This is a genomic window from Flavilitoribacter nigricans DSM 23189 = NBRC 102662, assembly GCF_002646595.1.
Classification (GTDB): Bacteria; Bacteroidota; Bacteroidia; order Chitinophagales; family Saprospiraceae; genus Flavilitoribacter; species Flavilitoribacter nigricans.
In genome coordinates this window covers 58,013-70,080 of the sequence record NZ_PDUD01000055.1, presented here as the reverse complement: position 1 = coordinate 70,080, position 12,068 = coordinate 58,013, and the positions used below count along the sequence as shown (strand labels likewise).

Here is a 12,068-nt window from a genome sequence, read left to right as displayed (position 1 = left end):
TTCGCTTGGCACTCAACCTTATTGTTAAGCTTCCCGCTCTGATTCTATAAAATTCCTATTTATTGGCTTTTTCTAGTCTCTTTTGGCTAGAATCTAAATTAAAGGCAACTTGAATTAATAAGTGAAAAAAGAGTGGTCCCGTATTTCAGTTTAGGCCGAAATACGGGACCACTCTTTTTTGCCATAAATGGATTCGGCTACCCGGTTCGGGACGCTGAATCTTTATTCCTAAAAAGCATCTTTGGCGTACACCTGCAGTTTACCCCGCATCGTCATGTGGTGTCCGGGGAAGGTGCAGACAAATTCGTAGGTACCGGGTTCTTCCGGTGCTACAAAGTAGATCGTTTCCCCACTTTCGGGCTGGAGCAACTTGGTATGGAATAAGACAGCGTCCATTTCCGGAACGTAGTTCATGGCCTCACCATCCAATCCCAGTTTCAGCGCTGCTTCACCAACAGGAGAAGCCTGATCCGGCAGGGTTATAACGAAGTTATGTAGCATATCATCATTGTTCTGCAGGGTCAGTTTGATTTTCTGACCAGCCGTAATGCTGATGAAGTCCGTGCTGTATTTCAAGCCCGGCACCGTGGAGATTGTGATCTCCTCGTCGGGACCGTTCGTCCAGGAAGCCGGCATTTCATTCTGATTTTTTGATTGGGCCACTACCGTTTCATTATCCGCTGCGTCCCCGCTTCCGGCATTACCGGCCAGATCGCCATCACCACCGCCGGGAATCTCATTCAGCGTATAGTAACCGTGATCGTGCCAGAGCTCCGATCCGTCTTCCGCCCGTACCCCGCTGGCCTTCACCTCGTGGATGTAGCCCTTGCGCAGGCGGTCCAGATGCAGGATGACCGACATGCCGTCATCCGCAACGGTCACTTTCTGGATGGCCCGGTCTTCCCGGTCCGTAACCGGACTGCCGTAAAAGTGGTGGTACTTATAGGTGAAGTCCGTAACATTGTAGGAATCAGATTTGGCAAGGGTCGCCTTATCGCCCGGCTTGGTGAACTGTACCTCAAACCCTTCCGGGTGCGCCTTGATGGTTTTGATCTCGAAAGGTGTTTTCCCGTTCCAGACGAGGCGTTCCAGGCCGAAGAGGTCCGGACCGGTAGAAGACCAGCCCCGGCTGGTCATACCCACGTACAGCGCTTTGTTGTCGGGCGCCCATTGTAGACGCAGAATACCGGAGGAAAACCCTTCCACAAAGGGAAAACAGGCTCCCTGGTATACCCCGTTCACTTTTTCCTGTGCCACCCGCATGATCTTACTGTGGCCCTGGTCGCCCACCAGCATTTGCCCGTTAAAGGCGGGCCCGAACTGGTTCTCCAGATTGACAAAACCAGAGGTGGAGATCCCCATTAGCGTATGCGGGAACCAGACCGAAGGCGGCTTGATCGCGTCCAACTCCTTGGAGTAATCGTACAGGGTAAGTCCTTTGGTATCGTCGATATCCTCCGGAGTGATCGTCAGAGGAGAGCCTTCTCGGTGGGTCCATTTCAGTCCTTCCGGATTACCGGCAAAGTCGCCTTTTTCCAGATGGGTCATCCGGCCCGATCCGACCCAGTCTCCCTGGTTTTCCGTATAGAAAATATCGCCGTCCTTATTGTAACCGAAACCGGCCGGAGAACGCAGACCGGTGGCGATGGGTTCCAGTTCACCCGATTTGGTGATCTTCACCAGCCAGCCGCGCCACTCGGACAAACTGGCTCCCCGGCCAATCCAGCCGAGGTTGAGGGTCACCAGCATATCCCCTTCCGGCGTAAATACCGGACCGTAAGAATATTCGTGGTAGTTGCCGGCCAGATCCCAGGTGTAGAGGGCTTCGTAGCGGTCGGCCTTACCGTCATTGTTACGATCCGTCAGGCGGGTTAACTCGCCGCGCTGGGCGCAGTAAAAAGAGCCGTCGCGAAAGTTGAGTCCCAGCGGTTCGTGCAGCCCGTGTGCGTAACGGGTGTACGTCGGATTAGCCGAAGAGGGATTTTTGATCACCCAGATCTCCCCGCGACGGGTGGCCACCCCGAGGTTCCCCGCGTTATCAAAAGCCAGACCACCCACTTCCAGGGCTATATCGTCCGGGATCTTCACTTTTTCAATCTGGAAATACTGCCCGCTCGTTGGCTGTGCCTGCAGTCCGAGCTGGACCAAAAAGAATAAGCCGATTAATATGAAATATCGCATTATGCTAATTTTTAGATCATGTTGAAATTGGGTCAATACATTGATTGCTCCGGTTCTACCAGAGAATAGCGTATTTGACCTCCTTGCTACTGTCGGTAAGGGCGAAGAGCATTTCTTCGTGTCCTCCGTTCTCCCGAATGACCGGCTTTACGCTATCATCCAGGAAGCGGATATAGTATCTGCCCCCTACCGAGTAGTAACCGTTGCCGACCGGCTTGATGTAATCATCGGCCGCCAGGCGGGTAAACAGTTTGTCGCTGCCCTTTTCGGTACGAATGGTCCGGATCAGTTCCTGGCCATCATCCGCCGGCTCGTAGTGATCGGAAACGATCGTTCCCCCTACTGCGTAATTGAAAACCGGCTCGTTGTCTTCGTTGATATCGTAGGCTTTCAGACTGAGCTGATCGTCCTGATCCGTGGGATAAGCCGCGTCACTGCCCGACAGTTCGGCCGCCAGATGACCCGCATTAGCGGCAACAGCCATCGCCAGCGGCTGCAACAATTGCGGCTGCCCGCGCTGGTACCACATTTCGGTGACATCGGCAAATTCACCTCTCCAGAATTGCAGCAGTGCCCCACGGCGCAGGTCGAGAGAGTAATGCAAACCGCTCGGATCACCTACCGACATGGCGTGGGTCAGCTTCTTGCCCTGGTGCATAACAAAACTGCGCACCATTTCCGGGTCTTCTTCCGGTACGATCTTCATCACCGGCCGGTCCCTCCGGCTGCCGCCCCTCACCTCGCTGAGCAGCGCCTGCTTACGCATTTCCGGACCTTCGTACATGACCGTCAGGCCCTGCCCCCAGGTATTATTGAAGTAAGTGAGGCGGAATTCGTGGCTGCCTTCTGACAACTGGATCAGACCGGACTTCGGCTCGTAGTCGTGCTTACCGTCGTTGTCCACCAGCATATCACCGTCGAGGAACAACTGGGAACCGTCATCCGAATAGACGGTAAAGAGATAATCTCCGGCCTTGGGTACTTGCAGTTCTCCGGTAAAAATGTAGGCCACCTGCTCGTTGCGCTCCGAGAGTTTCCGGTAGAGCAGCGAATCCGTCGTACCTTCTTTTACGACCGTCATGGTATCGAAATCAGGCAGCTGCGTGATCGGACCTTCGATCTCAAAGTACTGGTATTTGATATTGGCCAGATCGAGGCTGGGCTCGTCGAAGTAGCGCTTGTAGGCCACATTGCGAAAAGCGACCGGACCGTGATCACCCTGGATCATGAGGGGACCGGTAGGCGCTTCGTCCTCAAAGAAAGCCGCCCGGGTGGGACCGGTCACTTCCATATCTTCGTGGATAACGATCCCGTTGAGGACTACTTTTTCAAAGCGTGCGTTTTCGGTTTTATTCCCGGAGGCATCAAAGCGCGGGGCGCGGAAAATGATGTGGAATTCCTGCCAGAGTCCTGGAGCTTTGGCAGCATTGGCATTCGGTGCGATGCCCTCGTAGCCTTGCTGGCCTTCCGGTTTGGCGTCGTCCCAGCGTTCGTAGATCCCGCCTACATCGCCAAAATTGGGGCTTTCTTTCAACCAGCTATCCAGCAACTGGACTTCGTAACGCCCCTGGAAGTAGATGCCGGAATTTGAGTTTTTCGGCATCATGAACTCCAGTTTGAGTTCCAGGTCACCGTGTTCCCAGGTGGTGGCGAGTGCATCTTTATTCGTATCGTCGTTCTGGTTTACCAGTACACCGGTACCGGCTTCGGTTGCTATGTTCTGTTCCTGGGTATGATCCGAAAGGACGCTCCCCACCACAGACCAATTGCCCGCTACTTCCCGAAAAGCGGACATATCATCTAATGCTAATGAAGTGAAGGGTAATTCCGAGGGAGCCTCCTGCTCCTCCTCCTGAGTAGTCACTTCTTCTACCCCCGATTGGCAGCTAAGCGCCAACAGGATCGTAAAAAGACCTGCTAAGAATTTCATGTTTAAATTGCTTTTTCGCATTGTTTAATTGTGATGCCAAGTTAAGTAAAAGTCTTAAAACCTGTTTGGGTATGATTTAAAGGTGTGTATACCTACTGGTGCTTTTGGGGATGGAGAGGTGCAATGGACGTTTTACAATCGCCAATTCGGGCTGAAATGAGCTGAGCTATAGTGGAGAGTACTTAACCCGTCGAGCTAACTGACGGTGCGCTGCACCTTGGGTGTTATCTACCGTTTCAGGTTGGAGATTGAGCGGTGCGCTGCGCTTTGGGTTTTATCTACCTTCCAGGTTGGAGATAGGACGGTGCGCTGCACCTTGGGATGTATCTACCTTTTTAGGTTGGAAATAGAGCGGTGCGCTGCACCTTGGGTTTTATCTACCTTCCAGGTTGGAGATAGTATGGTGCGCTGTACCTTGGGGTGTATCTACCGTTTCAGGTTGGAGATAGAACGGTGCGCTGCACCTTGGGTGTTATCTACAGTCCAGGTTGGAGATTGAGCGGTGCGCTGCACCTTGGGATGTATCTGCCATTCCAGGTTGGAGATAGGACAGTGCGCTGCATCTCGGGAGGCATCTACCGTTTCAGGTTGGAGATAGAGCGGTGTAATGCACCTTGGGTTTTATCTACCGTTTCAGGTTGGAGATAGGACGGTGCGATGCACCTTGGGGTATAACTACCATTTCAGGTTGGAGATTGAGCGGTGCGATGCACCTTGGGATATAACTACCGTTTCAGGTTGGAGATTGAGCGGTGCGATGCACCTTGGGATCTGCTTACCATACAGGTTGGAGTTTCTCTCTGAGTCCCTCAACTGCGCAGCAATCTTTCATTTGGAGAAAAAGAGGAAGAGACAAGTCAAAGAAATTTCGGGAGAATTTGCATTTTTAAAGCCGGATCTTCCGACCTGCTGATCGGGCCCGGTAAAAAGAAGAAAATGCGTCTGGATAAACACCTTTACCAACACAGTGCCTTTTTTATCATTGGCTTTTTCCTGCTGGCGTTGCTGGCTTTCTGGCCCAGTTACTATTCGCGGATCGGAGCGGATATGGAAGTCCGTTTCCATACCCATGGACTGGCGATGACCACCTGGTGTGTATTGCTGATCGTGCAAGCTCTGCTGATCCGGTTCAAAAAATTCAGCATCCACCGCTTGATCGGCAAAGTTTCCTACGTCATTTTTCCATTGATCATTGCCGCTACGCTTAACCTGATCCACCACCAGTTTCAGGATGCTGGTCCGCTGGCCAACATCCATCTGGCGAACATTGCGCTGATGGTCAATGCCACGCTCGTACTGGCCATCCTATACGGACTGGCTATTTATTATCAGAAAAAGCCACTGGTCCACGCCCGCTATATGATCTGCACTGTATTTCCGATGGTTACGCCGGTCACGGATCGCCTGATCTACCGGCATTACCGGCCGCTATTGGAGTACGTCCCGACGATTGACGGCTATACCATGGCTCCGGCTGTTGGTTTTTTACTGGCGGATCTGATCCTGTTGGCTCTGGTGATCTGGGACTGGCGAACGCGCAAGGAGCCGGGGCCTTTTGCGGTGGCCCTGGTCCTGCTGTTGATCTACCACGCTTCCGTCCTTTACTTTTACGACAGTTCGATTTGGCGGGCTTTCGCCGAATGGTTTCTTCGGCTGCCGTTATCTTGAGCGGGATCTTTACATCACCTCCTTGATCTCATCGATGATCTGTACATCGTCAATGGTGGAAGGTATCGTATAATTTTCCTTATTGGCCAGGCTGCGGAGCAATTTGCGCAGGATCTTTCCCGAGCGGGTTTTCGGCAGACGTTTGACAATGCGGACTTCCCGAAAAGCGGCCACCGCCCCGATCTGTGATCGCACATCCTGAACGATCTCCTTTTCCAACTGCTCAGCTTCGATGGAAACGCCCGATTTCAGCACCACCAGTCCCAGCGGTTTTTGTCCCCGCAGGTCGCAATGCACCCCGAATACCGCACATTCGGCTACAGCGGGATGGGCGGCGACGACTTCTTCCAGTTCCGCCGTAGATAATCGATGCCCCGCCACATTGATGATGTCATCCACCCGTCCGGTGATAAAAATGTATCCGTCTTCGTCCCGGTAACCACCGTCTCCGGAGAAATAATAGCCGTCGAACCGGCTTAGATACCCTTCACGGAATCTTTCCGGGTTTCCCCAAAGGCTCATCAGCGTACCCGGTGGTAAAGGCAGCTTTACCGCCACGTAGCCTTCTTCCTCCGCTCCTACTTCCACCCCGTGCTCATCCAGGATCCGGATATCGTAGCCGCAGACCGGCAAAGTGGCTGATCCAGGTTTGATGGGCTTGACTTCCACACCCACCATATTGGAAAGCATGGGCCAGCCGGATTCGGTTTGCCACCAGTGATCTACTACCGGTACTTTGAGCTGCTCTTCGGTCCACTGCAGGGTAGCCACGTCGCAACGCTCTCCGGCCAGGAACTGATATTTCAGTCCGGAAAGATCAAATTGCTCCAGTAGCTTACCTTCCGGGTCCTCTTTTTTAATTGCCCGGATGGCCGTGGGCGCCGTGAACATGACCTTTACACCGTACTCACTGATCACCCGCCAGAACGTACTGGCGTCGGGCGTTTTGATGGGCTTGCCTTCGAACAAGACCGTGGTATTGCGATTGATCAGCGGCCCGTAAACGATGTAACTGTGTCCTACGACCCAACCTACATCGCTCGCCGCCCAGTAGGTGTCTCCCGGCTGCACACCGTAAACGTATTTCATAGAGAACTTCAGGGCGGTCGCATAGCCGCCGGTATCCCGAATGATGCCCTTGGGTTTGCCGGTAGTCCCGGATGTATACAGGATATAGGACGGATGGGTGGACGCCACCGGTATTGGGTCGACCGGATCGGCTTCCCGCACCAGTTTTGCGTAATCCACATCGTAGGGGCGGGCGGGGATCTCTACTCCCAGTTTGCGGTCAAAAATAACGACGGATTCGGGCCGGTGTTCCGCCTCTTCGATCGCCTGATCCACAAACGGCTTGTAGGGAATGATGCGGGTGATCTCAATGCCATTAGAAGCGGTAATGATCACTTTGGGTTTGCAGTCATCGATCCGGATGGCCAGCTCGTGCGGAGCGAAACCGCCGAAGACCACGGAATGGATCACCCCGATCCGGACGCAGGCCAGCATGGCAAAAACAGCTTCGGGGATCATCGGCATATAAATGATGACCGTGTCCCCTTTTTCCAGGCCGAGCGACTGCAGTCCACCGGCCAGCCGGCTAACCTGGTCTTTTAGTTCGTTGAAGGTGAATTGCTTTTTGGTATCGGTGACCGGCGAGTCGTAAATAAGAGCCGGCTGCTCACCGTAGCCATCTTCTATATGTTTATCGATGCAGAGATAGCTGAGATTCAGACTACCATCGGCAAACCATTGATCATACCCGTCTTCGTTTTTGGAGAGAATGGTTTCCGGCTTTTGGTACCAGGCCAGTTGATCCGCCTGTTCTTTCCAGAATGCCTCCGGGTTCCGGATGCTTTTTTCGTAAAAACTTTCGTACTGCACCGTATCTATATTATTTGGTTAGAGAATTCTTTTTCACAGAGGTAATCCCAGGCTATGATCCCATCCGGCATCCGCTACCGTCTCAGCTTTCGGCTGGCGCTGACCACTCCGATGAGTCCCAGGGCCAGCAGCGTTCTGGCGAACACATAAATTACCGGGCTGATGATTACCAAGAGGTCGAATAGAATTCCTTTAGATGCTGCATCAGTGGAGGCCGGCGGTAGGCTTTCCCCCGGAAGCCCGGCCTGAAGGTATTCCAATACGACCCCGAGCAAATACGCGACCAAAATGCCGGTATTCACGGAAAAAGATGTCCAGTCATAGATCTTAAGTAGTGCAAACAGGAGTATGGCGGAAGCCAGACACCAGCGTATATGCGCATTCTGTAAGATCCCGATAAAATCCGGGAACATCAGAATGATAGCCAATAGAAAATTACCCAGTACCGAAGCGTAAACTAACTTTTTACTATCTGCAAACTTATATCGCAGCAGTTTATCGGCAATTTTCATGGCCTTCAGTATATTATTTTTCAAATATACCATATTGCCGGGAATAATTTCTACTCCTCCGGCGCTTCATTTCTCCGAAATCGCACCAGTGTAAAGACGATCCATCCCAGTCCCAATACCACCAGACCGGCGATGGCCTGCTTGGGCTGCTGGATCAGGGTATTGATCACAAAAGCTGTAGAGATCAGTATAAAAATGGCCGGCACCACCGGGTATCCCCACGTTCGGTACGGACGGTCGGCATCGGGCATACGGCGGCGAAATACGATCACGCTGGCCCCGGCCAGTGCCATGAAAGCAATATCCATAAAAGTTACGTAGGTGATCAGGTTCTCAAAGGTTCCCCAGAACAACAACAGCAGAATGGCCCACAGCGCCTGAATGTACATGGCGGTTGTGGGTGTCCGGAAACGGGGATGAACATTGGCCAGTTCCTTGAAAAAAACGCCGTCCTGCGCCATGGCGTAATAAATTCGCGGAGCGGACATTGTATAAATACTGATGGTCCCGAATACCGAGATGGCAATGGCGATCGCTACGATCTTTCCACCGCCGTTGATCACCGCACCGACAGCATCTCCGGCTACCCTGGTAGAATTCTGGATATCTGCCAGCGGCAACAGCATCATATACGCCAGATTGACCAGCACATAGGTCACCGTGACGATCAGTGCGCCCAGCAACATGGCCCGCGGTACAGTTCGTTGAGGTTTGATGGTCTCTCCAGCCAGATAGGTAGCGTGGTGCCAGCCACCGAAAGACCACAGTACTCCGATCAATGCCAGTAACAGGCCACTGGAAAGATCAGCCGGAACGTTCTTCGCCAGGTCCAGGGAAAGCTGGATCCGGGCGGGATCGTAGAAGAACCAGCCGACCAGCACGATAGCGGCGATGGCCAGCAGTTTGAGCATGGTAAACAGGCTGGCTACTCCCTGGCTGACATTGACCCCCACAGCGTTGATCAGCGTAAGGATCCCCACAACGGCTACGGAAAGCAGGATCTTACCCGTTTGCCCCAGCGGCACAAAGAAGGTCATATATTCTGAAAAGGTAATGGCCAGAGCGGCCAGAGATCCCGTATTCACCACTAAAAGGATCACCCAGCCGTACAGGAAACCGGTCAGGCTACCGTAGGCTTCCTTCAGGAAGACGTATACCCCGCCGGCCTTGGTAAACAGGCCACCGAGTTCGGCAAAGGTGAGCGCACCGGTCAGCGCGATCAAACCACCGATTGCCCACACCATCAGGACGTAGCCCTGGTGCGGCACGGCCTGTACGATTTTATAAGGGGTAATAAAGATTCCGGCACCAATACAACTGCCCACTGCGATCATGGTGAGGCCGTATAGAGTGATCTTACGCTGTAATTGAGACATTAAACTGAAGATGGATGGTATGTGAAAATAAATACATGAACGAGATCGGGATCCCTATCGGCCTCAGAACATCCGTTCCACCACCGGCGCTATGGCCGTGTGCAGGCGGGCGTAGCCGGCCTGGTTCAAACCGCTTCCGTCACTATCAAACATCTGCTCAATGGGTTGACCGTTTGAACCTATAAATTCCTGAGTAACATCCACAAATTCGATCCGGGGATTCTGGTCGGCTACCGCTTTAATCAGTTCGTTGGCCCGTTTCATCTCCGGCCAGTAACTGATCTGATCCGGGGACGGAAAAATGGAAATGTAAACCAGCCGGGAGGCGCGGTTACTGATCACGATCTGCTGGACAAAGTCATTAAAGGATTTCAAGACATCCTCCGCACTGGCGTTTAAAACGATATCGCTCGCTCCGGCGTTCATGACCAGCACTTCCGCCTGGAAGGGATCCAGCAATCGGCGGAAATAATGGATGTTCTCCCGGAGCGTTGCATCTCCGAAAGCCCGGTTTTTAACCGGCATGCCGGTAAAGTCCGTAGACAGAGTGCTCCAGTTCTTGATGTGCGCTCCCCCTAAAAAAACAATGGCACCCGTCGGCGCTCCTTTATACTGGTTCTCCCGCTCGAATTCCACGATCTCCTCCTCGAACCGGTTGGGGTCCAGATTTTCCATATTGGTGTTCTTACACCCCCATCCGAAGGTACCGATCAGCAGGATCAAATAGCAATAAACAATCTTTCTCACGTCCTTTTTCGGGGCAAGATACTCAAAGGGGAATAGGTGGAGAAGTATATGGGTAGAAAAGTGTCCGGACACAGCACTTATATTCCCGGACGATCGTCAGGCCAAAGCGCCCAATCTGACCACCCGTATTCAGGACTCCCCCCAACGGTAGGTATCCAGCCTGAAGCCCGCGAGGTCCAGCACGCGATCCACCACGGTGGCGGCCAGCTCCTCAAAGTTTTGGGGCCGGGAGTAGAACGACGGGCTCGCCGGGCAGATGATCCCGCCCGCCTCCGTGATCCGCTTCATGTTATCCAGGTGGATCAGGCTGTAGGGCGTATCCCGCGGTACCAGGATCAATCGGCGGCGTTCCTTCAGGATCACATCCGCCGCCCGGGTGGTGAGGTCATCGGATATCCCGGCAGCAATGCGCCCGAGGATGCCCATGGAGCAGGGACAAACGATCATCGTTTCGTAACGCGCCGAACCGGAAGCGAAAGGCGCCATGAAATCTTTCTTATCGTAATGATCAAAAGGGTAATTTTCGTAATCCTTATTGCCCAGTTCCAGTTCCCAGTTGTAGCGGGCATTATCACTCATCACTACGCCCACCGCCTCCCACTGATCAGCAATTCGCTGCAGGCGGTCGAATAAAACTTTGGCATAAATGGAACCACTGGAACCACCAACGGCAATGACTATCTTTTTTTTCATCGATACGATCTAAATGGAGATACATTTTAGTCCAAGGAATGAAAAGCGCATTTCACCCAACAGACCTGTTCAATAGGAATAGCCAAACAGCAAAAAAGTTCAAACCACCCCCAACACCTCGCTCCTCGCTCCTGACACCTCTCACCTGACACCTCGCACCTCCCCTAATAATAATCCACCGTACTCAAATCCACCGTCACCCCAATCTGCGGAATAAGCATGGACGGAGGCGCATTCTGCGTTTCGAAGGCATCGAGCGGAATAAAGAACGGTCCCACGGCGTCCGGCCGGCGGGTATAAAAAGTCGCGTTATTGCCCGTTAGGTAAGAACACCGCAGATCGATCGTAACGGCCTCATTGCGGAATACGCCTAATTGCACTCCGACGGCAAAACCGTAACTCAGGCTCCAGTCCTGAAGATCCGTATTACTTTCCGTGTCTTCGGTTTCCACATTTTCCACGGTAGTGCGGGTATACAGGTCCTTAACGCCGAACAGGCCATCCAGGTAGGGGCGGAACAGGCTGTTGTCCCAGGGCTGGGCCCGGACCACGACGTGGGCCAGCAGGGCATTATTCTTGGTGGTTTGTTCAAACTGCTCCACAAAGCCGTTGATCACCTCTTCAAAGGTGATCCGCTCACTGTCGAAGCGGTGCACATTTACCTCCAATCCGGCGAATATCGGCCGGGGTCCTAACTGTACGAGGAAGAGGCCGCCGCCACCGTAACTGCCACTCTGAGCCTTATCTTTGAAGAGTTGGACCGGGATACCGGCCTGCAGATGACCGCCCAGGTACATATAGGGATAAAATTTGTTTTCGCTTTCCTGGGCCTCTAAGGCTTGCGAGAACAGGAACAGCAAAAGCAGGAAAGAAACGATTCGGGGGCAATTTTGGTAAGAGTAGCAGTGCATGACCTTTTTGTTGCAAAAATAAGGGCATGATCCCGATCCGTCCGTTAAGAAATTCAAAAAAAATAACGGATAGACTTGTAAAAAATAATATTAATCTTTAGGTTTGCTGTATCAATCGCGAAATTATGAAGATTTCATTAAGCAATAACTATTTTTATTTTAGCTTTTTCTT

9 protein-coding genes are annotated in these 12,068 nt (G+C 52.6%); 1 reads left to right on the top strand and 8 read right to left on the bottom strand.

All coding sequences use genetic code 11. The features are described 5' to 3' along the window. Nucleotides 1–228: 228 nt before the first annotated feature. Together CRP01_RS37320 and CRP01_RS37315 are read right to left on the bottom strand one after the other, a co-directional pair. Nucleotides 229–2,181, bottom strand: a complete 1,953-nt coding sequence (locus CRP01_RS37320) for a plastocyanin/azurin family copper-binding protein (protein ID WP_099155201.1) — start codon at nucleotides 2,179–2,181, stop codon at nucleotides 229–231. 55 nt (nucleotides 2,182–2,236) lie between these two features. Then, nucleotides 2,237–4,111, bottom strand: a complete 1,875-nt coding sequence (locus CRP01_RS37315; protein WP_170110714.1) for a family 16 glycoside hydrolase — start codon at nucleotides 4,109–4,111, stop codon at nucleotides 2,237–2,239. A 936-nt stretch (nucleotides 4,112–5,047) separates the two neighbouring features. Here CRP01_RS37315 and CRP01_RS37310 point away from each other — a divergent pair. Further along, nucleotides 5,048–5,779: a hypothetical protein gene (locus tag CRP01_RS37310; RefSeq protein ID WP_099155199.1), complete on the top strand. Its 732-nt coding sequence runs from the start codon at nucleotides 5,048–5,050 to the stop codon at nucleotides 5,777–5,779. A 9-nt stretch (nucleotides 5,780–5,788) separates the two neighbouring features. On the opposite strand, the gene CRP01_RS37305 is transcribed toward CRP01_RS37310, so the two are convergent. The 6 genes from CRP01_RS37305 to CRP01_RS37280 form a co-directional block, all read right to left on the bottom strand. Beyond that, nucleotides 5,789–7,657: a propionyl-CoA synthetase gene (locus CRP01_RS37305; protein ID WP_099155198.1), complete on the bottom strand. Its 1,869-nt coding sequence runs from the start codon at nucleotides 7,655–7,657 to the stop codon at nucleotides 5,789–5,791. A gap of 74 nt (nucleotides 7,658–7,731) precedes the next feature. Continuing rightward, nucleotides 7,732–8,193 carry a hypothetical protein gene (locus CRP01_RS37300; protein ID WP_143473708.1) on the bottom strand — a complete coding sequence of 154 codons (462 nt, stop codon included), beginning with the start codon at nucleotides 8,191–8,193 and terminating at the stop codon, nucleotides 7,732–7,734. A gap of 26 nt (nucleotides 8,194–8,219) precedes the next feature. Beyond that, nucleotides 8,220–9,545 (bottom strand): APC family permease, encoded by a 1,326-nt coding sequence (locus CRP01_RS37295; RefSeq protein ID WP_099155196.1) that lies wholly within the window; start codon nucleotides 9,543–9,545, stop codon nucleotides 8,220–8,222. 63 nt (nucleotides 9,546–9,608) lie between these two features. Beyond that, a complete protein-coding gene (locus CRP01_RS37290) occupies nucleotides 9,609–10,292 on the bottom strand; it encodes a GDSL-type esterase/lipase family protein (RefSeq protein WP_143473707.1) in 684 nt (227 codons plus the stop codon). A 129-nt stretch (nucleotides 10,293–10,421) separates the two neighbouring features. Continuing rightward, on the bottom strand, nucleotides 10,422–10,985 hold the full coding sequence (locus CRP01_RS37285) for a UbiX family flavin prenyltransferase (protein WP_099155194.1): 564 nt from the start codon (nucleotides 10,983–10,985) through the stop codon (nucleotides 10,422–10,424). 164 nt (nucleotides 10,986–11,149) lie between these two features. Then, on the bottom strand, nucleotides 11,150–11,896 hold the full coding sequence (locus tag CRP01_RS37280; RefSeq protein WP_099155193.1) for a hypothetical protein: 747 nt from the start codon (nucleotides 11,894–11,896) through the stop codon (nucleotides 11,150–11,152). Between the last annotated feature and the right edge of the window lie 172 nt (nucleotides 11,897–12,068).

Excerpts from the sequence above, each read along its gene's own strand:
- CRP01_RS37320 (WP_099155201.1), bottom strand. The coding sequence starts at position 2,181 with ATGCGATATTTCATATTAATCGGCTTATTCTTTTTGGTCCAGCTCGGA.
- CRP01_RS37315 (WP_170110714.1), bottom strand. The coding sequence starts at position 4,111 with ATGAAATTCTTAGCAGGTCTTTTTACGATCCTGTTGGCGCTTAGCTGC.
- CRP01_RS37310 (WP_099155199.1), top strand. The coding sequence starts at position 5,048 with ATGCGTCTGGATAAACACCTTTACCAACACAGTGCCTTTTTTATCATT.
- CRP01_RS37295 (WP_099155196.1), bottom strand. The coding sequence starts at position 9,545 with ATGTCTCAATTACAGCGTAAGATCACTCTATACGGCCTCACCATGATC.
- CRP01_RS37285 (WP_099155194.1), bottom strand. The coding sequence starts at position 10,985 with ATGAAAAAAAAGATAGTCATTGCCGTTGGTGGTTCCAGTGGTTCCATT.
- CRP01_RS37280 (WP_099155193.1), bottom strand. The coding sequence starts at position 11,896 with ATGCACTGCTACTCTTACCAAAATTGCCCCCGAATCGTTTCTTTCCTG.